Source organism: Erythrobacter sp. YT30 (assembly GCF_001542875.1).
In the GTDB taxonomy this organism is placed as follows: Bacteria; Pseudomonadota; Alphaproteobacteria; order Sphingomonadales; family Sphingomonadaceae; genus Erythrobacter.
On sequence record NZ_LMAF01000002.1, the window covers coordinates 483,942 to 508,250 of the forward strand.

Sequence of the window (24,309 nt, forward strand, 5' to 3'; positions counted from 1 at the left end):
GCAATCTCAACAGCATGCATGTCCGCAGAGCGCGCCAGTCGAACAATTGCTGCCTTTACTGACATTCGCCCGCGAAACCCTGAAACACGTCGGTCTCTCGCGACATTTCCAGCCAAGACAATGCTTGTTCCGGTTTGCCGGGCCAAACTAATTGCAGCCTGGGCCAAACTACCCGATGGCACTGAAACTTCGACCGTCTGCGCGGCCGCGGGTGTAGCCATCACGCACAAAGTGACAACTGGCAGGAATAGAGCCGAGCGCATTTCTAAAGCTTCGAAAGCACCCAGCCGCTCCCGGTCTGTTCGACTTCGAGATCGAGAAGCGGTCCCACCGAAGAAGGATCCGCCTTAATTGGCTCGACAAGCACGCTCCCGGAGAGGCGTGCGTCGCTTAAAGTGTCCGCAGAAAAGTTGATGCCTGTCGCACGGGTCAGTCTCGATGCAATATCGTCTATCGTTGCGGATTTGAATGTGACGCGTCCGGTGCGCCATTCTCCCACCGCTTCTATGTTTACTTCCTCGATAGAAAAGGAATTTCCCAATTTCGTCAAAGACTTGCCAGAATCGAGGCGAAGATTTTGTGTTTCAGGATTTATGACAACTGCGCCCTCCGAAACTTCCACTTGGAGCTGGCTGTTATCGAGTCTCACATCGAAAACCGTCCCGATATCGACGATTGTATCGGAACCGGCCCGTACTTTAAAAGAAGAGTGGCTGTGGGGTGCCACCGAAAATGTTGCCTGTCCGTCGATTAAGGTCGCAAGTCGGTTGTTGTCGCCGGAGAGTGATAATTCAGATCCACCCCCAAGTTCAATTTTCGCTCCGTCTTCGAGATCGATGACAAGAGTTTCTCCGGGGTTCGTTGCATATTGTGTAGGAGGGGTTTCAGGAGACATCAGTCCAAAGGCAAACACACCTGCAACCGAGGCAGCGATCGCTCCGCCTAACCACCTGCGGCCGACTGACCAGGATGGTTTGTAGCCATCATCGTTGGAGGCAATCGGGACTTCATCAGCCTTTATCGTGCGAAAAGGAGGCGCAGAAACGCCTTCTTTCATCAGTCTGGCCGCATCGTCAGCCGCGAGCATCATTTTATCGTAAGCGCGCGAGTTCCTCTGGTCCTCTTCCAGCCACGCGGTGAACGCCGACCAGTCGTCAAACTCGGGATCGCGCGTGCGGACTGCCCATGCTGCAGCTGCACTGCGGATTGCGTCGTCAGCTGTCATTGCAAACGTCTCCTGCCCCAATGACGGAGACCCACTTCTTAAGCCTCATTGAGTCGCTCCCTCAGAGTCGCCAAAACAGCGTAGCATCGTCGTAAGTCGCTCTCGACCGTGCTAAGGCTTATACCGAACTCTTCGGCAATCGCCCTTTGCGGCACTTCATCAACGCGGTGCCGCCGAAAGATAGCATAGGGTCTCTCCCCGAGCGCCCGCAGCTCATTCTCCACAATTTCCAATTGTTGGCGCGCGAGGATATTTCGATCATGTAACGGAGTTGGCTCCGTCTCGGACGTGACACCTGCGACAAGTTCGAGCCAAGCGTGATCTCGGCTCTCGGCTTGGGTCCGAGACCTATGGCGATCAATCATTAGATGGTTTGCAGCACGCATGAGATAGGAATGGGGGGACTGCACGTCTTTCGGGGTCGTTCGCTGAATTTTGAGCCACAGCTCTTGCAGCAGATCCTCAGCTTCATTTCCTGCGCCCCGAGCTGACAGGAAACGCATCAAAATTTCTCTTTGGTCCAGAAAAGCCTGTTCCAAGGGATTGCGATCCTGGTCGGTCGTCATCCTCTTTTTCTGACAAGGTCCGCTAGACATCCCGATCCACTTCCTGCGCACCCCTGCAGCGTCAATTATGCTCATATGCGGCGATCCAGCAACCGATTTCGGGCAGCGATCACAAAAAAGCATTTTTGTTCAAGGCTACCGGCTGATCATTCCGTCAATGTACTGGTGCTCACACGACTTCGCGCCGCAGTAACCAAATCAAGAAATTGAAAAGTCGAGATATTTTCATCGGTAGGTCTGCGATGTTCATAAATTCAAGCATGGTGCAAGTCGACCGGCAAGTCGAACTGTCAGTCACCTTTTATCAAGCCGCCAAGCATTCTCGCGGAACGATTCTGTTTTGTCCGGGCCTCGGCGCTACCCAGGTCGGATTCGCCAGCGATGCCGTGTTCTTCGCTGAACAGGGATACGACTGCGTGACCGTGGATTTGAGAGGCTTTGGAGAGTCGTCTCGACCTCCTCAACTTACGCTGGAGCAATATTCACTCGAGCGACTGGCGCTCGATATCATCGCAATTCTGGATGGCACGAAGTTACGTACCATCAATTTTGTCGGAAATTCTCTTGGCGGGGTCATCGGTCTTGAGATCATCCGCCTTCGGCCAAACGCGCTGACCTCGCTCGTGACGTTCGGCACAACCTACCAACTCGATATCCCAGGATGGATGGTCTCTATCCAGAATGTGACATCATACCTATTGGGCCGAAAGGCATTGGCGTATTTCGTCGCCAAAAGTAGCTCGCGACACCAGCATACGCGCGAGATCGTGCGGGAAATGTTCTCAAGCTTCCCAAACGACATCGGTCGATTGGTGAGCATGAATGTAGGCCAATATGATTACCGAAGCATCGCAGGTAAGTGGAATCGGCCGATCCTGCTCCTCACCGGCGACAACGATAGGGGCATCAATCAAAAGCTGGCGCCTACGTTGGCCGCGTTGAGCGACAAGCCTGCCTTTCACTACCAGATGATACCAAATGCGGGTCACTTCGCGAATTTGGACAATCCGCGAGGCTTTCGCCAAGCCCTCCTGAATTTTCTCTAATTGGTTCTCTCTGTTCAATGTGATGGGCGCACGGACAGTGCAAAGTCCGCTCTTATAGAGAGAGCCCGCGTGCGTACCGTTCTGTGCCTTGGCCTACTCACCTCTCAAGGCCAGCCGGCATGTGTCAGTAGACTCCATTTCAAGGGATTTAGTTCGATCCTTGCAAAGACTGCCAATGAAGGACTTGGATAAGCAGGATGGACTTCTCATCAGATCGCAATAGCACGCGAAAATATCGGCGTCATTTGATGTGTATTTGAGAAAGCAATAAGGCAACTCTTAAGGAAGCTAGGGCCTATTTCGACTATTCTGGATTAGCTATTTGTGAAAGCGCGATCCGGTTACCCTCGGTGTCCTCAAATTCCGCCACAAAGCCCGCCTCGCCGATGTACTTTTTGGGATAGAGCACGCTAGCACCGCGTGCTTTTGCACGAGCAAGGACGGCGTCAATATCAGGAACATCGAAGTAGACAACGGTACCTTCCTTTGATGGCCGATAGACCTCACCAGAAGCCAAAGCGCCACTGGCTCCTGGACTTATGCTATTTCCGGGGAAGAACGCCATGTCATAGCCGTCCACCTGCTGTCTTCTTAATTTCAGACCAAAAACATGCTCGTAGAATGCCACTGCACGATCCATGTTGTTAACTGGGATTTCGAAATGCAACACGGGATTTGGCACAACAGTTTCAGACTGTATCTCCTGCTCGCTTTCTTGCTGCTCCGTGGGTGTGCACGCAGCCAGCGCGACGCAACTAAGCAATATTGCGACAATCAGGCATCTAGGGAAAACAGCGCTAGACATTGCCAGTTTTTATGCAAATTTCGAACACTTCTAAAGATAAAAGTCTAGCTCGGATGCCGAACGTCCGCTTTCGTATCCATTTCCCATAAAAGCAGGCGGTCCGCTTGCGGCCCAAATACAGTCATTCACCGCTTGATTGCAGTAAAGTCTGGAATTGGGCCGTAAGCCGACTGTCCGCTCATGGCCGTGTAGATGCGGAAAGTCGTCATCCAGCCTTCGCAGTTTCTTCGCGCAGCTAAGCAAAACCCTCTTCAATGGTTACGGGGGCCTTGGGGCGAGCGTACATCTGTTCAACGTATGCCGTGAGTGTTGGGAACTCGCCAAGCATTCCGGCCTCACGTGCCCAATCCAGAGTGTAGGCCGCGTTGAAATCGGCCACCGTCAGCTTGTCACCGACGACAAATCGGCGATCCTTCATGTGGTTTTCGAGGACCGCAAGCATGGCTTTGCAGTCGCGCGTCGCGAGAGGCAACTCGGCAGCAAGACGATCCTCTTCTTGGTACATTGCTGTATGCAAGGCAATGCGCCACAATGGCTGCTCGATTTCGGTCGCGAGAAAGAACATCCACCGATAGATCTGGCCACGCTCGCTTAGGTCGCGCGGCATCAGTTCGCCATCGCTGTAGTTCTCAGCGAGGTAAAGCTGAATCGCGCATGACTCAGAGATGACGTCTTCACCGTCGACAAGAAAAGGGAGCTTCCCTGCTGGATTGAGCGCCCGCAACTCGGCGCCTGCATGCTCGCCAATACCCATATCTACCGTGACGATCTCACGATCGAGGTCCAGCTCGTTGATGAGCCACATGGCGCGGATCGCTCTCGTCGGCGGAGTTCCGTAAAGCTTCATCATACCGGCGCCCTTGCTGCCGCTTCGATTGCGGCGATATCGATCTTTCGCATTTGCATCATTGCCTGCTGAGCGCGCTTGCCGGCTTCTTGATCTTGTTGATTGATGAGCTGCGGAAGTGCCTCCGGGACGATCTGCCACGACACACCGAAACGGTCGGTCAGCCATCCACACATGCTTTCATCGCCGCCATCGGCAAGCAGCGCGTGCCAAAGCCGGTCGGTTTCCTCCTAGTCCATTGTCAGGACGCTGATCGAAGCGGCAGGTGTAAGCTTGTAGTGTGACCCTGCTGTCAGGATCATCATCGGCGCACCGGCGAGCGTGAACTCGACCACCATTGGGTCTTCGGCGTTGCCGTGTTCGAGCACATTGTCGATCGTGCTGTCCGGGATGACCGAAACGTAGAATTCGGCGGCCTCGCGGCCTCCCTTCTCAAACCACAAGCAGGTGCGAACCTTCGATTTGAATTCCATCATCTTCCTCCCCGTGTCCAATGTTATTCCTGAGCCATCGCTGCTTCGTCCATCCACATCGGCTCCCAGACATGGCCGTCCGGGTCCTGGAAGGCTCGGCTGTACATGACGCCGAAATCCATCGGCTCCTTCCACCCGGTCGAGCCGCCAGCGCTGACCGCCTGATCGACGATCTCGTCGACAGCTTCGCGACTCTCGAGTGAAAGCGCGATGAGCGCCCCGGTGGTCTCCGCCGTGTTGGCGATTGGCAAAGGAGCGAATTCTTTGAACTTTGCATGCGTAAGGAGCATTACGTGGATCGTCTCGCTGACGACCATTGCTGCGGCGGTCTCATCGGTGAAGCGCGGTTCGGGAGTGAAGCCGAGCGCTTTGTAGAAGCGGGTGGAACGCTCAAGATCGGACACCGGCAGATTGACGAATATCTTCTGGGTCATCGCAATACCTCTCTCTACTGCGAATCATATATTGAATGCTATACTTCAAAAAAACAACTAGATTGTTCTGACCCGCGCTCTATATCGGACGAATGGCACGCAAGAAGCCTTACAATGACGGCTGCGCGACGGCGCATGCGTTAGATCTCATCGGGGAACGGTGGGCACTCCTAGTTGTGCGCGAGCTTGTCCCTGGACCCAAGCGGTTCAGCGACCTCAAGGCAGCACTGCCCGGCATCAGCACCAACATCCTCACAACCCGTCTGTCAGAGCTCGAGGCGGGCCATATCCTTGTCCGTCGTCAGCTTCCGCCGCCTGCCGCCTCGCAGGTCTATGAACTGACCGAATGGGGTGCGGACCTCGAGCCACTGATCAAGGATATCGGACGCTGGGCGGCCCGCTCGCCATCGCTCGAACCCGGCAAACCGATGAGCGCGGCCTCGGTATTGCTCTCTTTTCGCACGATGTTTTCGCCAGAACTGGCGGGCGATGCCGAAATCTCGCTTTCGCTCATCTTCGAAGGCGTGCCGCATTTCGCTCGAATAGCAGGCGGAAAGCTCACTGCCGAGACTGGAGAGATCGACTCTCCTGATGTGGCGGTCGAAGGAGACCCCAATCTACTAGCTGGAATGGTATATGGCGGTATGCCTATTGAGGAGGCAGAGCGAGGCGGATTGCTGATTGTTGGCGACAAGGAAGTCTTGCAGCGATTTGCCACCTACTTTCCTTTGCCGAAGAAAGCCGAATTCACGGCCTAGAATTTGGCAGGGACCAGTCGATCCGATTTTGGGCTCGCAGGCGCTGACAGCAGACGTTAACTGTTTGGTCTGGTCCTTGACCCTTGGTGGGACTTCAGGACGCTGTTCGAAGACCGGTTGCTAGGGCACAAGGCAAGCGCGAGTTGGCCGAATATGCTCGAGTTTATCATTTGCGGAAGGAGTCTCCGTTGAGCAGCTTTACCCATGACGCATGGCAGGCCAATCTGCCGCTATTCGAAACCACCCGCGATATGCCATTCAATCGCGAGCTCGCCGAGGGCGTTCTACCGCCTGAGAAGTTCCGGCACTACATGATTCAGGACGCGCATTATCTCGAAGGCTTTGCGCGCAGCCTTTCGCTGGTCGCCGCCAAAGGATGGGAAGCAGATCACGTTGTCCAGTTTGCCAAGGCGGCTGAGGTGGCGATCTTAGTCGAGCGAGAGCTCCATGGCGAGTATTTCGAGCGGTTCGGTGTCTCACTAGAAGACTTCGCATCGGCCGAACTCAGCCCAGCCTGCAATCACTATGTCAGCTTTCTAAAGGCCAACTGCGCGCAGGCGCCGTTCGAGATTGGCCTCGCTGCGCTTCTGCCATGCTTCTGGATCTATTGGGAAGTGGGCACAGCGATCCATTCAAGTGCCACTCCTGACAATCCCTACAGCGTCTGGATTGAAACCTATGCGGGTGAAGACTTTTCCGAAGCCGTCGATGCAGTCATTGCCACGCTCGACAGCGTCGCCGCCGAATGCTCGGCGCGCAATATCGAGCGGATGCACTTTGCTTACCGCCGTTCAGCCCAGCTTGAGTGGTTGTTCTGGGATAGCGCTTACCGACTGGAAGGCTGGCCGGTCTGATGCGCGAGGCGCTCTGGGCCTTGTTGATGGATGCAGCGCGATCAGGCCGCACACTGACTTATGCCGAGGTCGCGAGGTCTCTTCAGCTTCCACCGCCGCATACGATTCACAAGGCCGCACTTCTGATCGAAGACCTGATGCATAGCCAAGCTGCCAGCAACGAACCGCAGCTTGCTAGTTTTGTGGTGTCGAAAGCGCGGGGAGGATTGCCGGCTCCGGGCTTCTTCATTCTGGCTCGGGAGCTTGGGCTATATGATGGTGCGGGCGAGGGAGCGGAGGCCCGCGCCTTTGTCGAAGGGGAACACGAACGATGCCGGTCGATGTATTGAAGAGCTCACAAACCCGGTTCTCTGGTTCGATTGCTTGCACCTGCTGCATCGCCTCCAAAGCGATCGAATCGAAACCTCTCCTTGTCCTATCAAAACAAGAAACCTCATTCCCAGCGCTTGCCATCGATTAGATGCGCGGACTTCACTCTGGGGCCCCGCGCAGAGCCTTTCGGATGTAAGTGTTTGCGGATCGAAAGTGGGATGGACCGGATGCCTCTGCATAGCGCCCAAGCGTCCATTTCCCGGTCCATAAATGCTCACCAACAGTGTAGAGTTCGGCATCGTCTCGTGCGTCAATGAAGGAGCGCAATTCGTCACAGGCGGCCTCGAACCGCGCTAGAAGCTCCTTCCAGGAGGTCTCGTTACCTTTTGCGTAGATCGGCGCGTTAAACTCCTTAAGCTGATTCCACTTGTAGCCTTTTGCAGGCACATAAACCTCTCGCCCCGCAATGCCATCTTTGTACCAGGTATGGAGCATTCCCATCCAATGGGTTCGGTGCGCCAGGATGCCTCTTATCGTGGTGATGTCATCTGGCGCCGAAAGCAGTGACATTTCCTCGTCAATGGTAGTGAGCGTCTTGCGAAGCTTTGCCAGGTCTTTGTCGAAGACCGCAAGCAAGTCCGATTTGTTGGTTGCTGCTGGCATGATCAGACCACCCATGTAATCGACTGAGCAAAAAAACGGATTTGGTTTACCTACAGCTGTTCAGCCATGCTAGAAGGGCGAGGCAGTAGGACCTATACTAAACCTAGTCCAAATGGCGAGTGTAACGAGGCTCGGCTTCAGTCGTCATGGCTGGTCTGAAGCTGGACCGTTTGCTGAAACTCAGCATTTGCTTTCAAGAACGTGGAAAGCTGTTGTACTGCTCACTCCCCAATTGCGGATGAAGACCGCACTGCGTCTCACGTTAAATTTGGCCTGATAAGATAATCTCCCGTGCAAGACTCCCTTCCTCTGATAGGCCTGAAGGAGCATCGGCATCCTGGAGAAATCAGCCGACGATACAGTGTTTCAAACACTCCGGCATACCATCGAAACAGTGTTGCTGGCGGAATTACAGCGTCATTCGCCTGTGTCCGGTCAATCGTGAAACGCCATCCACCGCACGGGTCGAAGCGACCGGCGCCAATGAATGTCCATGCGTGCCTCCTGATGGCCTTCATCAGCAAGATAGCTGAAAGGGAGGTTGGGAGGATACGCAAGAGCGCTGTGGCCAGTTTCGGGATGCGATTTGCGATGATGTAATCTGCTGTTCGTCTGGCGGCTTCCTCTGCGATGGGAAAACAAGCAACTGGCTCGTGCGTCGCAAGCCAGCGGTGAAGTCGAATGACATCGATCTCGGGTATCATGTCAAGGCCCGATGGCACCCGCTCAAGCTGAGCGTCCGCGAGGACTTGGGCGTAAGTCCTAGAGTCAAGGCATTCGCGCATCACATCAACCGCGTGGATGACAGCATGGGGCCCAACCAGTGCAGGACGTTCAACATCGCTCAGTTCGACAGAGCGATTGGCTATGATGGGACCTTCAATCGACATCAATCCTGTCCCGCTCGCGTTTTTGAGCACGGGATTTTCCTCGTTCCTTCATTTGCTTGCGTACAGCCTCGCGCCGCGCTTTTGCTTGCGCGGCCTTGTCAGCATTGGTCTGCCAATCAGTCGCAGCATCAGCCGCTACCTCGCGGCTTTCATCAAAGTGCCAATCAAGCTGTTTCTTAGTCTGAGGGCCCCAATATCCTGCCTTCCCAAGGTCGTAGAAGGTGCGTTTGAATCCGGCGCGAAGGAAGGCGTATAGGCATCCCAAGAGATACCGCCGCCTAAACCCCGTCCCACGCCACGGATAATGGAACAGAGCCTTCTGCATGTAGAAGCGCCGGTAATTCTTCATCACCCCGTCAAGCAGTTCACCGCGCTCCATCGCTTCGGGTTTCATGATCGGGGTGACAAAGTTGTACTTGGAAAAATCGTGGATCTCGACCTGATCCTTGATCTCCTCAAACAGCGGGGTGAACGGCCAAGGGGTATACATCGCCCAATTGGCGAGATCTGGCTGCCAATCCCATGCCATCTTGTACGTCTCTTCTAGCGTCTCAGGCGTCTCATTGTCGAGCCCGACGATAAACTGCGCCTCGACAAAAATGTCCGCCTCACGAAGCAGCCGAATGGCATTCTTGTTCTCATCAACCTTGGTTTCTTTGTTGAAACGGTCGAGCTTCATTTGCGCAGCAGCCTCTGTGCCAAGGCTTACATGGACAAGGCCAGCCTCGCGGTAGAACGGGAGCAGATCCTTATCGCGATAGATGTCGGTGACCCGTGTGTTGATGCCCCATTTGACCTTTTCCGGAAGGCCGCGATCAATCAGCGCCTGGCAAAACTCTATGAATTTCTTGCGATTGATCGTCGGCTCTTCATCGGCGAGGATAAAGAAACCCACACCGTGGTTCTCGTGCAAAACCTCAATCTCATCGACCACGTCTTTGGGATCGCGAACGCGGTAGTCGCGCCAGAACTTCCATTGCGAGCAGAACGAACAGGTGAACGGACAACCGCGCGCCAGGTTCGGGATCGCCACCCTCGTGCCCAACGGCAGATAGGTGTAAAGCTTCCAATCGAGCACATCCCAATCGGGCTTCAGCGTGCTCATATCCTTCACCGTATCAGCCGCAGGGGTCGCAATGATCTTGTCCATCTCGCGGTAGGCTAGCCCCTTGATCTTCGCCCGGTCACCCGGCCAACGGCCTTCCTTGATCGCGCTGAACAGCTCGACCGCGATCTTCTCACCCTCGCCGCGCACAATCACGTCGATATGCGGCGCTTCGGTGAGGACTTGTTTGTACATAAATGTTGCATGCACTCCGCCCAGCACGCGGATGGCTCCTGGCGCTTTAAGAGCCGCGATTTCGAGCACGCGTTCGGCGGCATAGATCGACGGGGTGATAGAGGTTGTCCCCACGACATCGGGCTGCGACTCCTCAATGCGGCGGGCGAGTTCATCATCGTCCACCTCTTCAGTCATCGCATCTATAAATGTGATGTCGGTAAAGCCAGCGCGCTTGAGCGGACCGCTCAAGTAAGCAACCCACGCAGGCGGCCAAGTCCCTGCAATCTCTGCTCCACCAGAGCGATAATTGGGATGTACAAAAAGTATCCGCATGATTTGCTAACGCCTCCTGCCAGCCCTGCCACTTTGATCCCAGTTCAGTTGATGAGCGCCGCGGATTCAGCAGGCATTGATCTGAGTCAAAAGGGCTCAGAAATCGAGATGCCAAATCTCATGGCTGAGCAGCGGAACGAGGATAACAAGCCCCAAAATGCAAAGCGCTGATATGCACACATCGCTTCAATTCTTGACGCTTGCTATCAACCGCACCGAGGACTTTGGTTCTGGAATTTAGCAAGGAGAACGGAACGTCAGCTTTAATCTCCGCTTCGGTGAGTGAGCCATGGCTTGACCTAGGCCGAAAAGCGGGCTGACCGGTTCGGAGCACAACGAGTGTCAAAGCAGCCGTTCAGCCAACGACCCCAGTTCCCGACATTGATCCCTTCCTCTATCGGCCCCGACAAATTGCCCCAATGCGCTTCGTTAGAAACGCCCTGTGACCCGCGCCCACACACCGCGGCCTGGACCGGGCAGCCGGTCGAAAAGCGGCACGTCGGACGCACCGAACCGGCTACGCCCAGCGAGGTGGGGCTGGTAGAACTCGTCAAAAAGGTTCTCGACGCCAGCTTCGATGGCGAGACCCTCGGTCAACCCATACCGTGCGAACAGGCCAACCACCGCAAGGGACTGAGCCGTCTGCTCACCGTTAAAGGCTGACACGTCGTTCTGGTCGGCCGCTGCAAACAACTCTGCGCCAAAGGAAAAGCCGTCGCCTTGATAGGCTGCCGACAAACGGAGGTTTGCCGGGGGGATGCGATAAAGATTGTCGTCCGCATCGCGGCGCTTGCCCCTGACGAAGCTTGCTGTCCCGCTCAGTTCGATACGTTCTACGGGGCGAAGAACAAAGTCGAGATCAATCCCGAACAGCTCTGCATCTACGTTACCAAAGCGAAGGGGCGTCGGGTCTCCGTTCATCGAGGCTATCATCTCGACCGGGCTGTCAATCACGCCGATCGTATCATCGAAAGGGACACCTTGAATAAAGTCGTCGACGCGGCGGTAAAACGCTGTGGGACGTAGCGAAAAAGTGTCGGTTTCAAGATCGAAGCCGAGCTCCGCAATCCAGGCGGTCTCTGGCTTGAGATCCAGATTGCCAACATAGATGTTGCCATCGGCCAGACCAAAACTTGCTTCGGTTGGCAACCAGCCAAATCTTTCAAGCAGGCTAGCGACCCGCTCCTTTCGCGCCAACGTCGCGCGCGGGGTAATGGCGCCCATTGGCATCCATGCGCGCAGCACAGCGTCCACGGTCGTCTGGCGGGTTTCGCGATCTGCGGCGGTAAAGGCCGCGGCAAGCCGCCGCGGTCCCATGGGGACCGCCGCGCCAAGCTGGGGAGCTCCGGAAGACTGATACGTGCTGTCGATCCGTGCGCCCAGTTCGAATTGCGCTTGGCCAAAACCGCCTCTCCACTGCACGAACGCGCCGACGCGCTCAGCTTGAACGTTGGGTTGCGATTCTAGGAAAAACGCATCGTTAAAGGGGTTGGTAATCGTTACAAACTTGTCGGTAAGTTCAGCGTCAGCACCGATCTGAATATGGGAGTTCGCCTTGCCAAACCGCACGGCCAGTTCAGCAGTGCTTGTATCGGCATCAGCGAAGGTTGCGCGCGCGCGGTTGGGCGGGGCCACTGGATTGCGGGTGGTCTGGTTGTCCATCAGGTGAGCAATGGAGACGTGCCCCAGCCTGAGTGAGAGCCGCACGTCATCCGCGATCTCGCCGCGAAATCCGCCTTGCACAAAATCGGTGTCGAAGAACACGATGTCGAGAAAGAACGGAGGGTTGCCAGTGGGGTCGGTTTCGCTGCGGCGATACTCGATGAACAATTCGCCTGCCCCGGCCTGGAAACCGGCATGCGCGCCGTATAGGTTGCGTTCGAACGACGTGCCGACCGCCGTGCCTCCGGGGAATTCGTAATCATCGCCTTCTTCGCGACTAGCGATTACCCCGAAGCGCCAGTTCTCATTCGAGACGCCAGCCATGGAGCCCACCGCGTAGCTGTTGTCGACGCTGCGATATTGGCTGGTGAAACGAAGGTCTGGCGACCAACTGACGCTATCGCCGAATTGCGTCTCGAACAATTGCGCGTTGACGGCTCCGGCCAGCGAAGGACCTTGCGACACCGGTGCGACCCCCCGAGCCACGTCAATGCGTTCCACCAGAACCGAAGGCGCATAGTGGAAGGGCGGGTCCATCGCATTGGCCCCCCCGGTTGCAAAGCGCTGGCCGTTGACGCGCCCCAAAACGCGTTGTCCGGCAAGACCGCGATAGGATAATTGCCCCGACAGAGCCCCGTTTCCGAAGAACGCACCGCCCGGAACGCGCGCTGCGATGGCAGTCGCATCAGCGGGGAGCGCGATCTGCTCGGGCATAGCCAAATTGTCTTGGCTCAGCCGCAATGCGGAATCCGAGCGAAGCGCGCTGACGACAATTGTGTCAGTCAGGACCGGATCATCGGGTCCCGGATCAGAGCCGTCGGCGGCTAAGCTTTCGTTTGCCAATGCGGCTTGGAATGGAATGAGCGAGAGGGAGGCGAGCGCAAGCGCCCTGCCAAATAGATGGAATGCCATTGTGATATATCCGAAGTTTGCGTGGGCCATCGTGCGCCCGCCCAGGGGTAGCGCACGTATCTGAACGGGAGTGGGTCAGACGCGGTTTGGCGGCCCTCGCGAGGGCGGACGCAGCCGAAAGGGGCCCGCTTCGGTTCGTTCCTCGATGAAAGGGGGAGTCAATGCAACGCAGGCATCAAACGGAGCATCCCAGACGTGCCCTGACTGCGCGATACCTTGGGCTGAAAACCCTGCAAATGCACAATCACCGCCGGTCTGGCTCGTGGAAGGAGCTTCTCCTCCAGCGTGGTCCATATCGTGGCCCATCGCCGCGTGAGCCAAGCGCTGTTCCTCGCCGAGGCGGTGCGCCATCACGCGTGCAATCGGGTTGGTTTCTGGGCAGGCCGTGACTTGCAATCCACCCGCCTCGGAAGGCGCAATCATGTAGCCGCGAGGGACCATTGCGCTGGCGAGAATCACTAAAGAGATGACCGCGAAGGTCACAAAGCGTCTTAACAAAGCAAGATTCGGGCCGGCATCCATGGAGCCACGCGACTAGCTTAGAGCCCACGCCTTGTCACTCAGAACTGGTGAACGTCCGCTTTTGGAGCGGCGACCCAAGAAGCAGTCGTCTCAATCTCTATAGTATCGACCAGGCGGACCCAAGCACCTGGCAAGCATGGAACCAGTCACGTCTATCGGCATTAGTTCTTCGAGCGATAAGCCAAGCGGACAGTGCGCCCAAGTAAGACGCCGCGTCGATGTCGCTTCCTGCCCCTCTACCATCTGTATCGATGGAGGAATAAATGAAGCGAACTACCTCAAGCTTCGAAGTAAACGGCACTAGGATTTCAGCAGAGTTCGACACTCGAACGACGCTTCTCGACTTCTTGCGCGAACACCTTGATCTCACCGGCACAAAAAAAGGCTGCAATCACGGTCAATGTGGAGCGTGCACGGTTATGATCGACGGTCAGCGCTCGCTCGCTTGTCTTACCCTTGCGGCGCTGTGCGACGGCAGATCGATCACCACCATCGAAGGGCTCGCCAATGGCGATAAGCTTCATCCAGTCCAAAAAGCCCTTATCGAGCATGACGGATTTCAATGCGGTTACTGCACGTCAGGTCAGATCATGTCTGCCGTGGCTATGGCTAAGGAGCCGTGGGGCGAGAGCGACGACGAGGTTCGCGAGGCGATGAGCGGCAATCTGTGCCGCTGCGGCGCCTATCCCAACATTGTTGCCGCGGTTCAGGAAGCGCGGGCCAAGATCGCCAAGGAGCAGCCTGATGCGTGAATTCGAGTTGGTTCGGGCAGCCAGCGTGGCCGATGCGGCGAAGAGCCTCGCTGCGAATGAAGATGCCAAGCTGATCGCGGGAGGCACCAATCTCGTCGATCTCATGAAAGAGGGCGTGGAGACGCCCGGAACACTCATTGATATCAACGCGATCTCAGGCCTACGCGATGTGACCATGAGCGATGATGGCGGACTGATGATCGGTGCGCTCGCGTCGAACAGTGCGGTCGCATGGCATCCCGATGTTCAAGAGCATTTCCCGATGATCTCTCAGGCTATTCTTGCAGGAGCGACGACCCAGATCCGCAACATGGCATCAATGGGCGGCAATCTGCTTCAGAAGAACCGTTGCTTTTACTACCCGGAGGAAAACGCGCGTTGCAACAAGCGAGAGCCGGGATCGGGATGCGACGCTATCGAGGGCATTAATCGGATGTGTGCGGTTCTCGGCACGAGCGAACACTGCATCGCAGCGAACCCTTCAGATCTTTGTCTGCCGCTGCGCGCACTCGACGCCATCGTCCATGTTGAGGGCACGAATGGACAGCGGGCGATACCCATCGAAAAGCTTCACAAGCTTCCGGGCGATACACCTTATGACGAGGTCGACCTGCGGCATGACGAAATGATCACCGCGATCGAGGTTCCGCCGTCGCCGATCGCGCGCAACTCACATTATCGCAAACTGCGTGACCGAACCAGCTACGCCTTTGCACTCGTTTCCGTCGCAGCCGCGATCGGCGTGGAAGATGGCATCATCAGCGAGGTGCGCCTTGCAGTCGGCGGCGTCGGCACTGTTCCTTGGCGCGACGAGGAGGCCGAAGCCGCGATGGTGGGCCAGCCAGCTACGCAAGAAGCCTTTTCTGCCGGGGCTGCGATCATCTTCCGCGAAACAAAAGCTTACAGCGGCAACGGCTTCAAGATCGACCTTGCAAAGCGCGCGATCGTGCGCGTTCTCTCCGAACTGTCGGGAGACGCCAAATGACCGAGCAGACCCGCGTGATCGGCAAACCCGTCTCAAGGATCGATGGTGTCCTGAAAACCACCGGCGGTGCGCATTATTCCGGAGATCGCAAGTCATCGGATGGGGCGTTGTTACACGGTGTATTAGTAAAGAGCACCGTCGCTGCGGGATATATCGCAGGCTTTGATACCGCCGAAGCAAAGCAGATGCCCGGCTTCGTTCGATTCCTGAGCTATGAGGATGGTGACCTCATTTACCGGATCGATGCGCCAAACGACGATAGCTTTGTAGTGAATGAGCAGCGCACGCCTTTCATTGACAACCAGGTTCATTTCGTTGGCCAGCACATCGGCCTCGCGCTTGCGGAGACCCTCGAGGTAGCGGAAGCGGCGGCCGCTGCCATCCTTGTCGAGTATGAAGAAGATTCCCGGCATATTGCGCTCGATGACGAGGACTCTGATCTCGACAAACCTGACGCGAGCGGAACCGGTGAGGCCCTCCAGGTTCACCGCGGCGACTTCGATGAGGGCCTGGCCGACGCAGACGTGAGCGTTTCGGCCACCTATACAACCCCGGTCGAGCACCACAATCCGATCGAGCCTTCTGCGACGACAGCGGTATGGGATGGCGATCGCCTAACGGTTTATGATGCCACACAGGGGAATGTGAACGACCGGAATTACCTCGCAGCAGGCACGGGTCTCGCCAAGGATCAGGTGCGTGTTCTCAACCCGTTCATCGGCGGCGGCTTTGGCTGCAAGGGATATGCCTGGCCGCATTCGCTGATTGCTGCCGCAGCTGCGCGAGCTACTGGGCGGCCGGTGCGTCTGGTTCTCTCGCGGTCCGATATGTATACATCGTGCGGGCATCGACCGCAGACCAGGCAATCGATCACGCTGGCTGCCAAGTCGGACGGCACGTTTACCGCCCTCAAGCATGAGACGCTTTCGCATCGCTCTCCAATCGGCGACCATATGGAACCGTGCGGAATGCCCTCGATGGTTCTGTATGATTGCCCTAATCTGGTGGTCACCCATTCCAATCGCGTTTTGAACCGCCCTTCGCCCACTCCGATGCGCGGCCCGGGCGAAGCGTCAGGCGCTTTCGCACTCGAAAGTGCGGTTGACGAGCTGGCAGAAAAGCTCGGGATAGATCCGGTCGAACTGCGCAAGCGTAACGCTTCGCAAATGGACCCGCGCAACTCTCGTCCATGGTCAACGTTCAACCATCCCGAATGTCTCGATCGCGGCGCTGAGCGCATAGGTTGGTCACGTCGCAAATCCCCTGGCCAATGGCGCGAAGGCAATGAACTCGTCGGGCTCGGAGTGGCGACGACTTATTATCCTGCCTATCGAAGCCCCGCGGCTGCGCGTGTCACGCTATTTCCTGACGAGACCGCCAAGGTCGAGATTTCTGTGCAGGATATCGGCACCGGGCTCTACACAATTCTAGCTCAGATGGTGGCCGAAAAGCTCGGTCTAGAGGCCGCAGATGTCGCAGTCGAAATCGGCGATACTGACTTGCCGGAAGGTCCGCTGGCCGGCGGGTCGATGACAACTGCCAGTGTCTCGGGCGGCGTTGCCGCGGCGTGTGACGCTCTGCAGGAAAAGCGCGCGCAGGCATCGGGCGATGAAGCCATTTCTGCCGAGGCAGGAAGCGAGGAATCGCTTGGATTTGGCGGCGACAACGACATGGGCAAGAGCTTCCTGTCCTTTGGAGCCATCTTTGCCGAAGTGCGCGTTGATAAGGATTTCGGCATCGTGCGTATCCCGCGCCTCGTCGGCGTCTTTGATGCCGGCAAGATACTAAATCCGAAGACCGCGCGTAGCCAAATGATCGGCGGAATGATCTTTGGCGTCGGCATGGCGATGCTGGAAGAGACATTCGTCGATCCGGAAAGCGGGCGCTTTATCAATCCAAGCCTCGGCGAATACTACGTGCCGGTGAACGCCGATATACACGACATTGACGTCGAATTTATCGACGAGCCGGATTACGATTTCAATCCGTTCGGAGCACGCGGCATCGGTGAGCTCGGCACAGTCGGAACAGCGCCCGCGATCGCGAATGCGGTCTACAACGCGACGGGCATTCGTGTGAGGGATCTGCCCATCAGGCTTGACGATCTAATGTGAGCTTTTGGGCCGATTGCGGCCTGTCCGCTTCTAAGCCAAGTTGTGCATAAAACTGGCATCGGATTTCTGGAATGAGGTCCGCCCGTTTTGGATCAACGTGTCATGCCCGCCGAGCGGTTCATTACATCGCGGATGCGATTTGTGGATTGGTTTGTTCGCGCCCGAACCAATCACGTATTGCGTCCCTGGCCCTGAGGTGCAGAATTGCTAGCGCCGGGATAATCAGCATCAATAAAGCAGTTCCCAACAGAACTCCGAAACCAAGGCTGGCCGACATCGGGATCAGGAACTGCGCTTGAAGGCTGGTTTCGAAGGTGATAGGCGCGACGCCCAGAAACGTAGTGACAGCCGTTAACATGATAGGGCGGAAGCGCGACTTGGCCGCTTCGATCATGGCCTCGTCGTGCGGCATACCCGCGGCCAGGTTTTCATTTAGGAAATCGATCAGGACGAGAGAGCCGTTGATGATCACTCCCGAAAGCGCGACGATGCCGAAGATCGAAAGGATGCCGAGCGGAATACCGAGCAGGAGATGGCCGAGCAGCGCGCCGACCAATCCGAATGGGATCGCGGCCATGATGATAAGCGGCTGAGTGTAAGATTTGAACGGGATGGCGAGCAGGGCGTAGATCGCGATCAGTGCGAGGCCGAAGGCTGATCCTAGATCAGCAAAGCTTTCCTGCTGTTCTTCCTGTTCACCGCCGAAGCTGTAGCGGAGTTCCGGATAGTCGGCGGCAACCAACGGTAGAACTTCTTCCTGGAGCACTCGGGTTGCTTCCTGACCGGTGATCGCGTCTTCCTGAACATCCGCGCTGATTGTCACGATCCGACGTCCGCCTTCACGCCGGATTTGGGATGGCGCTTCGGTGAAGGACGCTTCCGCGATTGCACCCAGAGAGGTGAAGCCGCCAGGTACACGGATGCGGAAGCGTTCAATATCTGCAATCGAATCTCGTTCATCCTCCGGCAGGCGAACATAAACTCTGACGTCTTCGCGACCGCGCTGCACCCGGACGGCTTCAGACCCAAAAAAGGCGGCGCGGACCTCGCTCGCGACATCCTGGAGCGTTACGCCAAGGGTCCGTGCGGAAGGTTTAAGCCGCAACTCGATCTCTCGCATCCCGGCATCGCGGTCGCTTTCGACGTCGAAGACACCACCGATCCTCTGCAATTGGTCCATGATCCGCAAACGCGCTTGATCGAGCGCAGCCTCATCAGGGTGCGAGATCTGTACATTGACGGGATCGCCCAAGGAAAGGAGCGTCGAGCTGATCGTGAGCGAGTCCGCTTCCGGAATCTCTCCCAGTTCCTCGCGCCAGGCCTGTTCAACCTGAGCTGCCGACACTTCGCGATTGCTCGACGGAACCAGTGCAATCTGTACGTCGGCTAGGTTGGGACGGAATTGCTGATCAGGACCGCCCGGCCCGCTTTGGGTGGAACGAAGTCCGACGGTCGTAAAAGTTGCTTCGACAAAGCTCGGTTGACCATCATTATCGCCTGCAAACCTGGCGACGGCGCGGTCGGCGGCGCTTTCTAGCCGGCGCACGATTTCGGACGTACGATCGATAGTTGTCCCTGCTGGCATCTCGACCGATGCGGTGACGACGTCGGCCTCGATATCCGGGAAGAAAGTGAACTTGATTATGCCCGCAGGCAGCATTGCTACGAAGACGATGAGCAGGGCAACTCCGGCCGACAAGATCACGTAAGGCGCCTTGACAGAAAAGCGAAGTGCGTGGTCCAGCGGGCCGTCCACGAATGCACGAAGCTTGTCATCGACAGTCGTCTGTACGCGCTCGAAGAACCGTGTCACGCGATTGGTGGCAGCAGTGCCCGCGGCTGGCAGATGCGACAGATGGTGCGGCAGGACGAGCATCGATTCGACTAGTGAAAGGCTCAGGACAGCGAGGACGACCAAGGGAACATCGGCGAGGATCTTTCCGATCGAACCGCCTACCGCCAACAACGGCGAAAAGGCTGTGATTGTAGTAAGCACGGCAAAGATCACCGGGACCTTAACGCGCTGCGCCCCGGCAATCGCAGCGCCGATCCCGGTCCGGCCACGCTCGCGTTCGGCGTAGATGTTCTCGCCGACCACCACGGCGTCATCCACCACCAATCCAAGCGCGAGGATAAACCCGAACAGCGAGAACATATTGATGCTCGAACCAGCGTATTCGAGGATGAAAATCGCGCCGGTGAAAGTCGCACCGATCCCGATGGCGGTCCAAAATGCGAGCCGCAGATCGAGGAATAGTGTGAGTGAAATGAGAACCAACAACAGGCCCAATGCTGCGTTTTCCAGCAAAAGCGACAGTCGGTCGTTGAGAAGCTCCGAATTGTCGTCCCATACGGCATGGCTAACGCCGGGCGGGAGCGGGTAGTCTTCCGCCAACAACTCCTTCACGGCATCAGCCACGTCCAGCACGCGCTCGTCGCTTGTGCGGTAAACATCGACGAAGGCGACCGGTTTTTCATTGAAGCGTGTGATCAGGTCGGCATCTTCGAAACCGTCCTCGATATCGGCCACGTCGCCAAGCCTCAGCAGAGCACCTTCGCCTGAGCTGACAAGCACGATGTCTTCAAAATCCTGCTGCGTATAATTTTGACCCACTGTGCGGACGCGGACTTCTTCGGTCGCCGTGTCGATCGCACCAGCGGGACTGTCGAGGCTGCTTGCGGTGACGATCTGCGAAATGTCTGTCAGCGACAGATTGAGAGCGCGCAAGCGGTCTTGCGGCACGTCGGCGAAAATCTGGTAGTCGCGCACCGCGCTGGTCTGGACGTAGCTGACCTCAGGCAAGCTGGAGATCGCATCCTCTAGCGCATAGGCGCTTTCCTTCAGCGTGTGCTCCGAAACTTCGCCGAAAAGCGCGATCCGCATGACCACCTGTCGCGTCGTTAGTTCTCGAATATCGGGTTCTTCGGCTTCAACTGGGAAGGTGTTGATCTGGTCGACTTCGGACTTCACTTCGTCCAGTGCTTGTGCGACGTCAGTTCCGAGTTCGAGTTCTACGTTGATTGTCCCTGAGCCCTCCGACGCAGTTGAAGTGATCTCCTTGACCCCTTCGATAGCTTCAACAGCTTCTTCGACGCGCTGAACGATCGACTCCTCGATCTCTTCAGGCGTCGCGCCGGGATAGGATACCGTGACGGCGATTGTATTGAGGCTGTTTTCGGGAAATACCTCCTGAACAATACGACCATAGGAGACGAACCCGGCGACGATCATGAAGATCATCAACAGGTTCGCCGCGACGCCATTGCGCGCCATAAAGGCGATGACGCCGGTGCGATCGCGCGCACGATCGCCTGAGACATTGCCAAAGCGATCGCGGGGGCGGCCGTTCTCTGCGCCCGAAGTCTCGTCGTCGCTCATTGAGCTTGCTTTCCGGAAACTCGTACTGGCATTCCATCGGTCGGAGCGGTCAAGCTGCTGGTGACAAGCAGGCCGCCAAGTTCCACCCTCGGAGCAATTACATAGGCGAGATCATCGGTCCGCTGGATCACCCGCACCGGGAGAATGCGCATCTTGCCATCGCGCACGACCCAGATTTCGTTCCCCGGGCGAAGTGCAACCGCCGGGATCACCGCATAGCTATCGAGACTGGTTCCAGCGATCTCCGCGCGGACAAAAGCGCCCAGCAAAAGAGGCGGCGCCTGCGCGACTGTGTCGACATTCTCCTGGTCGGCAAGTCGCCCGCCGGTAAGCGGCGCGGGCACTTGCAGGAACACCTCGACATTGCGTGTCGCAGAATCGAGGATCGCGTCCGCTCGGTCTACAAAAGCGGGCCAGCGATAGGTCAACCCGCTGTAATCGTAGAAGATGTCCGCCTGAATCCTGCCGCTCGATCCACGCAGAAGACCTGGAATAAGCGCAGCCTCATCCTGAGTTAGCGAAAGCCTGACTTCGAAGGCATCGCTGGCGACGATTGAACCAAGTGACTGTCCCGGCTGGACAAGCGTACCGACGGCAGCGCTTTCCTCGCGTACCAAGCCTCGGAACGGAGATGCTACCCGCGTTCGAGCCAGTGTGAGTTCAGCGACGGCAAGGTTGGCCGCAGCCCGATCGCGCGCCGCTTTCGCCGATTGCAGTTGCGGTTCGCGAGTAGCAAGGCCTGCAATGTCTTTCGTTTCCTCGCTGCTGCCGGCCCTGGGAGCGGTCACGCTTTCTTCCATGTCTGCAGGGGGAAGAATGCGGGCGGCGTGATCATTCGTATCGATGACAGAAGAGAGCCCGCCCGCTGCGCCGTCGCGTTGCGCGAAGCGCCGCAATTCGTCCGTTGCGATCGCGACTTCTTCTTCAGCTTGCAGAACCGAGACGTTCTGCGCTGCGACATCGGCTTGTGCAATGCGGACTTGATTGACGAAGTCAGCCGCTTCGATCCGGAATAGCGTCGCGCCAGCGGCCACGACTCCCCCTTCGCGAAAAGATGGATTAACGTAGCTCAACCGGCCCGAGACTTGCGCGCCGATCACTACCTCTTCGCGCGGTCCAACGGTGCCGGACGCTATAACGGGAATTTCGCCCGATGCCGCCTCGAACGCGATTGCTTCGACCAGCGGAGCCTGTTGGACACGCTCTTCCTCGACCGGATCGGGGCGCAAGAGGATCATCAGAGCCGCGATAGCAAGCGCGGCGGCGAGAATGCCGAGAGACCATTTCACCTGTGTGCTCATGGGCGTTCTCCCTCGATTGTGGGCGCGAGTTTCATCGCGGGCTCTTCAGCCGGTCGCATGTCTATTTCCTTGAATTCCGTATTGGGTGCCCAATCACCGCCCAAAGCACGATGAATGCCCAGACGTGCCAATGCCGTCGCGCGTGCCGCGGACGAAAGGCTGGCTTCTACCTGATAGACCGTTCGCAGTGCATCGAGACAAGCGGTGTAGCTGCCGACCCCTGCCGCAAAGCGATTGCGCTGAAGTTCAAGCGATGACCGTGCCTCGCTCAACTGCTCCGCGATGAGGATGTAGCGCTGGCGCTGCTCTTCATAGTCGGCGATAGCGCTGTCGACTTCGCGGAATGCCGTGATGACCGTACGCGCATAAGCGGCTGCGTTCTGATCATAAACGGCCCTCGCGCTGCGGATGTTCGCTGAGATCCGGCCGCCATCGAAGATCGGCGCAACGATGCTTGCAGCCAATGAAGTGGTCCAGTTATCGGCAAAGTCAAAAGCGCCTTCGGGCTGGCCACCTTGTGTTCCAAGTGACCCGGACAGACTGATGCGAGGGAAACGCTCGGCTTTGCGAGCGCCGATGCGCAGTCGTGCGGCATCAAGCCGCGCCCATGCAGCAGCAACGTCCGGTCTCTGGTCGAGAAGGTCGGCGGGAAGGCCTAGCGGAACCGGGTCGAAAACCAGTCGCGGCATGAGCGCCTGCGCTAGCTGCTTCTCCATTTCATCCGGGTATGTACCGAGCAGGACAGCCAGTCGCCCCGTCGATGCGGCCAGTCCGCTCTCCAGCTGTGGCAAGGATGCCTGCGTTGAGCGCAGCTCTTGCCGAATCTGGTAGAGTTCGAAGCTGTCGATCAGACCTCGCTGGAATCGATCGTCGGTTCTGGAGGCCCGATCCTCCAGTATGTCGACGATCTTCAGCGTCAGCTCTATCTGGCGCCGCGTATCGACCACGTCGAAATAGGCGGAAATCGTTTCGGCACTAGCCGCAAGCCGTACCGCCTGCAGATCGTATCGCGTCGCCAAAGCATCTCGGCGCGCGGCCGCGAAGTCGTTTCTCGCGCGCCCAAAAAGATCGAGTTCGTAAGCTGCTCCGGCACTGAGCGTGAATGTCTCGTTTTCGATCCGATCGATCGCGCCGCCGCCGAGATCACCGAACGCGCTGCCTTCGAGAGGGGTGCTGGAGAAGCTGGCCCCGCCGCTTGCATCGAGCGTGGGAAGCAATGCTGCGCGCGAAAGCCTCGCCTGCGCGCTTGCCTGCTCAACCCTGGCCACCGCTTCGGCAATGTCGAGATTCTGACGGAGAGCCTGATCAACCAGTGCATCCAGGACCGGATCCTCGAAACCTGACCACCACGCTTCGGGTCGATAATCGCCCGAGGTCTCGCCCACGCGATAGTCGGAAGGCATGTCCGCAGCTTTGGCCGGAACCTTTCGATCCGGTGCGAGCGAGATACAGCCTCCAAGCAGCAGCGACAGGCCGAGAGTCGTGAGGACCGATCTATGCATGGGGAGTGGCGAGCAACACGTCCCGCACCATCCGTTCAAGCTGTCCGACAAGGAAATCGGCCGTTGCATCGTCTATATCCTCAACGTCCATGAAGACGCATAGCGAAAGACGCGAGCTGCGGAGTGATATGGCCATACCAAGCATAAAAAAGACTGTTGCCCGGCGTTCGCGCTCATCCAGTTCAGGACGCAAATGAGCGATCTCATTTTCGAAAATGACCCCGGCATGTAAGACGCTGTTGCTTAGCAATTCCCGCATGAATGAGTTGGGGTCTTGCTGCTCTCGAGCGACAAACCGGGCCATCGCAGCGGCTTCACTGCTCAGCATGAATTCGCCGATGCGCCGCAAGATCGCGCAGATCAATTCGACACGCGCTGAATCTTCAGCGTCTTTGCTGAGCACGGGTATCGGTTCTCGTCCAACAACCAATGCTAAACGATCGACTATGGCTTTGGCGGCAGCGCGGTACAGCCCCTCTTTGCCGCCGAAATGATAGGTGATGTTGCTCATGGTAGTGTCGGCGGCCGCCGCGATCTCGCGGGTACTCGCCCCATCGAAACCGAGCTCCCCGAACTGCCGAATCGCAACTTCGATCAATCTTTCTCGCATGTTCGATTCGTTATCATTCGTTCGAACGAATTGCAAGTCTGACGAGCGAAAAGGGCCAATCGAATATGCCCATGAAGGAGAT

At 57.2% G+C, this 24,309-nt stretch carries 21 protein-coding genes and 1 pseudogene; 7 read left to right on the forward strand and 15 right to left on the reverse strand.

Annotated features, from left to right (window positions below; translation table 11 throughout):
• Positions 1-265: 265 nt before the first annotated feature.
• Both AUC45_RS06960 and AUC45_RS06965 read right to left on the reverse strand, forming a co-directional pair.
• The gene (locus AUC45_RS06960) at positions 266-1,225 is read right to left on the reverse strand and encodes a FecR domain-containing protein (RefSeq protein WP_067600290.1); all 960 of its coding nucleotides are present in this window, start codon (positions 1,223-1,225) and stop codon (positions 266-268) included.
• A gap of 38 nt (positions 1,226-1,263) precedes the next feature.
• Positions 1,264-1,791 carry an RNA polymerase sigma factor gene (locus tag AUC45_RS06965; RefSeq protein WP_067603623.1) on the reverse strand — a complete coding sequence of 176 codons (528 nt, stop codon included), beginning with the start codon at positions 1,789-1,791 and terminating at the stop codon, positions 1,264-1,266.
• Between the two features lie 242 nt (positions 1,792-2,033).
• Here AUC45_RS06965 and AUC45_RS06970 point away from each other — a divergent pair, with 242 nt between their 5' ends.
• Positions 2,034-2,837, forward strand: a complete 804-nt coding sequence (locus tag AUC45_RS06970; RefSeq protein WP_082701017.1) for an alpha/beta fold hydrolase — start codon at positions 2,034-2,036, stop codon at positions 2,835-2,837.
• A 304-nt stretch (positions 2,838-3,141) separates the two neighbouring features.
• Here the strand turns inward: AUC45_RS06970 and AUC45_RS16075 are convergent, their stop codons facing one another.
• The 4 genes and pseudogenes from AUC45_RS16075 to AUC45_RS06990 all read right to left on the reverse strand — a co-directional run bounded on the left by AUC45_RS16075 (position 3,142) and on the right by AUC45_RS06990 (position 5,396).
• Positions 3,142-3,642 (reverse strand): VOC family protein, encoded by a 501-nt coding sequence (locus AUC45_RS16075; RefSeq protein ID WP_082701018.1) that lies wholly within the window; start codon positions 3,640-3,642, stop codon positions 3,142-3,144.
• A 235-nt stretch (positions 3,643-3,877) separates the two neighbouring features.
• The gene (locus tag AUC45_RS06980; protein WP_067600295.1) at positions 3,878-4,492 is read right to left on the reverse strand and encodes a glutathione S-transferase family protein; all 615 of its coding nucleotides are present in this window, start codon (positions 4,490-4,492) and stop codon (positions 3,878-3,880) included.
• Positions 4,489-4,965 (reverse strand): annotated as a pseudogene (locus AUC45_RS16080) (VOC family protein). The gene AUC45_RS06980 and the pseudogene AUC45_RS16080 overlap by 4 nt, the downstream one beginning before the upstream one ends.
• 20 nt (positions 4,966-4,985) lie before the next feature.
• Positions 4,986-5,396 carry a VOC family protein gene (locus tag AUC45_RS06990; protein WP_067600298.1) on the reverse strand — a complete coding sequence of 137 codons (411 nt, stop codon included), beginning with the start codon at positions 5,394-5,396 and terminating at the stop codon, positions 4,986-4,988.
• A 92-nt stretch (positions 5,397-5,488) separates the two neighbouring features.
• Here AUC45_RS06990 and AUC45_RS06995 point away from each other — a divergent pair, with 92 nt between their 5' ends.
• The 3 genes from AUC45_RS06995 (at position 5,489) to AUC45_RS07005 (ending at position 7,337) form a co-directional block, all read left to right on the forward strand.
• The gene (locus AUC45_RS06995) at positions 5,489-6,154 is read left to right on the forward strand and encodes a helix-turn-helix domain-containing protein (protein ID WP_067600301.1); all 666 of its coding nucleotides are present in this window, start codon (positions 5,489-5,491) and stop codon (positions 6,152-6,154) included.
• A gap of 188 nt (positions 6,155-6,342) precedes the next feature.
• Positions 6,343-7,008, forward strand: a complete 666-nt coding sequence (gene tenA, locus AUC45_RS07000; protein ID WP_067600304.1) for a thiaminase II — start codon at positions 6,343-6,345, stop codon at positions 7,006-7,008.
• Positions 7,008-7,337, forward strand: a complete 330-nt coding sequence (locus AUC45_RS07005) for a hypothetical protein (RefSeq protein WP_067600307.1) — start codon at positions 7,008-7,010, stop codon at positions 7,335-7,337. Before tenA ends, AUC45_RS07005 begins: the two co-directional genes overlap by 1 nt.
• Before the next feature lie 142 nt (positions 7,338-7,479).
• Here AUC45_RS07005 and AUC45_RS07010 read toward each other — a convergent pair whose 3' ends face one another.
• The 5 genes from AUC45_RS07010 to AUC45_RS07035 all read right to left on the reverse strand — a co-directional run bounded on the left by AUC45_RS07010 (position 7,480) and on the right by AUC45_RS07035 (position 13,545).
• Positions 7,480-7,983 carry a ClbS/DfsB family four-helix bundle protein gene (locus tag AUC45_RS07010; protein WP_197409525.1) on the reverse strand — a complete coding sequence of 168 codons (504 nt, stop codon included), beginning with the start codon at positions 7,981-7,983 and terminating at the stop codon, positions 7,480-7,482.
• Between the two features lie 257 nt (positions 7,984-8,240).
• The gene (gene bchJ / locus AUC45_RS16165) at positions 8,241-8,873 is read right to left on the reverse strand and encodes a bacteriochlorophyll 4-vinyl reductase (RefSeq protein WP_067600313.1); all 633 of its coding nucleotides are present in this window, start codon (positions 8,871-8,873) and stop codon (positions 8,241-8,243) included.
• Positions 8,863-10,488 carry a magnesium-protoporphyrin IX monomethyl ester anaerobic oxidative cyclase gene (gene bchE / locus AUC45_RS07020; RefSeq protein ID WP_067600315.1) on the reverse strand — a complete coding sequence of 542 codons (1,626 nt, stop codon included), beginning with the start codon at positions 10,486-10,488 and terminating at the stop codon, positions 8,863-8,865. The genes bchJ and bchE overlap by 11 nt, the downstream gene beginning before the upstream one ends.
• A gap of 429 nt (positions 10,489-10,917) precedes the next feature.
• Positions 10,918-13,092, reverse strand: coding sequence for a TonB-dependent siderophore receptor (locus tag AUC45_RS07030; protein ID WP_067600321.1), 2,175 nt, complete (start codon positions 13,090-13,092; stop codon positions 10,918-10,920).
• Between the two features lie 45 nt (positions 13,093-13,137).
• A complete protein-coding gene (locus AUC45_RS07035) occupies positions 13,138-13,545 on the reverse strand; it encodes a hypothetical protein (protein WP_233998572.1) in 408 nt (135 codons plus the stop codon).
• A 302-nt stretch (positions 13,546-13,847) separates the two neighbouring features.
• On the opposite strand from AUC45_RS07035, the gene AUC45_RS07040 reads away from it, so the two are divergent.
• From AUC45_RS07040 to AUC45_RS07050, 3 genes are read left to right on the forward strand one after another with little or no spacing between them, the layout of a single operon-like run.
• The gene (locus tag AUC45_RS07040; protein WP_067600327.1) at positions 13,848-14,336 is read left to right on the forward strand and encodes a (2Fe-2S)-binding protein; all 489 of its coding nucleotides are present in this window, start codon (positions 13,848-13,850) and stop codon (positions 14,334-14,336) included.
• Entirely contained in the window at positions 14,329-15,321 is a 993-nt protein-coding gene (locus AUC45_RS07045; RefSeq protein WP_067600330.1) for a xanthine dehydrogenase family protein subunit M, read from the forward strand. The genes AUC45_RS07040 and AUC45_RS07045 overlap by 8 nt, the downstream gene beginning before the upstream one ends.
• Positions 15,318-17,435, forward strand: a complete 2,118-nt coding sequence (locus AUC45_RS07050) for a xanthine dehydrogenase family protein molybdopterin-binding subunit (protein WP_067600332.1) — start codon at positions 15,318-15,320, stop codon at positions 17,433-17,435. Before AUC45_RS07045 ends, AUC45_RS07050 begins: the two co-directional genes overlap by 4 nt.
• Before the next feature lie 121 nt (positions 17,436-17,556).
• Here the strand turns inward: AUC45_RS07050 and AUC45_RS07055 are convergent, their stop codons facing one another.
• From AUC45_RS07055 to AUC45_RS07070, 4 genes are read right to left on the reverse strand one after another with little or no spacing between them, the layout of a single operon-like run.
• Positions 17,557-20,814, reverse strand: a complete 3,258-nt coding sequence (locus AUC45_RS07055) for an efflux RND transporter permease subunit (protein ID WP_067600335.1) — start codon at positions 20,812-20,814, stop codon at positions 17,557-17,559.
• Complete coding sequence (locus AUC45_RS07060; protein WP_067600338.1) at positions 20,811-22,115, reverse strand: efflux RND transporter periplasmic adaptor subunit; 1,305 nt, start codon at positions 22,113-22,115, stop codon at positions 20,811-20,813. The genes AUC45_RS07055 and AUC45_RS07060 overlap by 4 nt, the downstream gene beginning before the upstream one ends.
• Positions 22,112-23,617, reverse strand: coding sequence for an efflux transporter outer membrane subunit (locus AUC45_RS07065; RefSeq protein ID WP_067600341.1), 1,506 nt, complete (start codon positions 23,615-23,617; stop codon positions 22,112-22,114). Before AUC45_RS07065 ends, AUC45_RS07060 begins: the two co-directional genes overlap by 4 nt.
• Complete coding sequence (locus AUC45_RS07070) at positions 23,610-24,227, reverse strand: TetR family transcriptional regulator (protein WP_067600343.1); 618 nt, start codon at positions 24,225-24,227, stop codon at positions 23,610-23,612. Before AUC45_RS07070 ends, AUC45_RS07065 begins: the two co-directional genes overlap by 8 nt.
• Between the last annotated feature and the right edge of the window lie 82 nt (positions 24,228-24,309).

What these genes read in the sequence shown, in the direction of transcription:
- AUC45_RS07060 (WP_067600338.1), bottom strand. Translation starts at nt 22,115, where the DNA reads ATGAGCACACAGGTGAAATGGTCTCTCGGCATTCTCGCCGCCGCGCTT.
- AUC45_RS07070 (WP_067600343.1), bottom strand. Translation starts at nt 24,227, where the DNA reads ATGCGAGAAAGATTGATCGAAGTTGCGATTCGGCAGTTCGGGGAGCTC.
- bchJ (WP_067600313.1), bottom strand. Translation starts at nt 8,873, where the DNA reads ATGTCGATTGAAGGTCCCATCATAGCCAATCGCTCTGTCGAACTGAGC.
- AUC45_RS07055 (WP_067600335.1), bottom strand. Translation starts at nt 20,814, where the DNA reads ATGAGCGACGACGAGACTTCGGGCGCAGAGAACGGCCGCCCCCGCGAT.
- AUC45_RS06990 (WP_067600298.1), bottom strand. Translation starts at nt 5,396, where the DNA reads ATGACCCAGAAGATATTCGTCAATCTGCCGGTGTCCGATCTTGAGCGT.
- AUC45_RS06960 (WP_067600290.1), bottom strand. Translation starts at nt 1,225, where the DNA reads ATGACAGCTGACGACGCAATCCGCAGTGCAGCTGCAGCATGGGCAGTC.
- AUC45_RS07010 (WP_197409525.1), bottom strand. Translation starts at nt 7,983, where the DNA reads ATGCCAGCAGCAACCAACAAATCGGACTTGCTTGCGGTCTTCGACAAA.
- AUC45_RS07030 (WP_067600321.1), bottom strand. Translation starts at nt 13,092, where the DNA reads ATGGCCCACGCAAACTTCGGATATATCACAATGGCATTCCATCTATTT.
- AUC45_RS16075 (WP_082701018.1), bottom strand. Translation starts at nt 3,642, where the DNA reads ATGTCTAGCGCTGTTTTCCCTAGATGCCTGATTGTCGCAATATTGCTT.
- AUC45_RS07045 (WP_067600330.1), top strand. Translation starts at nt 14,329, where the DNA reads ATGCGTGAATTCGAGTTGGTTCGGGCAGCCAGCGTGGCCGATGCGGCG.
- AUC45_RS07065 (WP_067600341.1), bottom strand. Translation starts at nt 23,617, where the DNA reads ATGCATAGATCGGTCCTCACGACTCTCGGCCTGTCGCTGCTGCTTGGA.
- AUC45_RS07005 (WP_067600307.1), top strand. Translation starts at nt 7,008, where the DNA reads ATGCGCGAGGCGCTCTGGGCCTTGTTGATGGATGCAGCGCGATCAGGC.
- AUC45_RS07050 (WP_067600332.1), top strand. Translation starts at nt 15,318, where the DNA reads ATGACCGAGCAGACCCGCGTGATCGGCAAACCCGTCTCAAGGATCGAT.
- AUC45_RS06980 (WP_067600295.1), bottom strand. Translation starts at nt 4,492, where the DNA reads ATGATGAAGCTTTACGGAACTCCGCCGACGAGAGCGATCCGCGCCATG.
- AUC45_RS06970 (WP_082701017.1), top strand. Translation starts at nt 2,034, where the DNA reads ATGTTCATAAATTCAAGCATGGTGCAAGTCGACCGGCAAGTCGAACTG.
- AUC45_RS06965 (WP_067603623.1), bottom strand. Translation starts at nt 1,791, where the DNA reads ATGACGACCGACCAGGATCGCAATCCCTTGGAACAGGCTTTTCTGGAC.
- AUC45_RS06995 (WP_067600301.1), top strand. Translation starts at nt 5,489, where the DNA reads ATGGCACGCAAGAAGCCTTACAATGACGGCTGCGCGACGGCGCATGCG.
- AUC45_RS07040 (WP_067600327.1), top strand. Translation starts at nt 13,848, where the DNA reads ATGAAGCGAACTACCTCAAGCTTCGAAGTAAACGGCACTAGGATTTCA.
- bchE (WP_067600315.1), bottom strand. Translation starts at nt 10,488, where the DNA reads ATGCGGATACTTTTTGTACATCCCAATTATCGCTCTGGTGGAGCAGAG.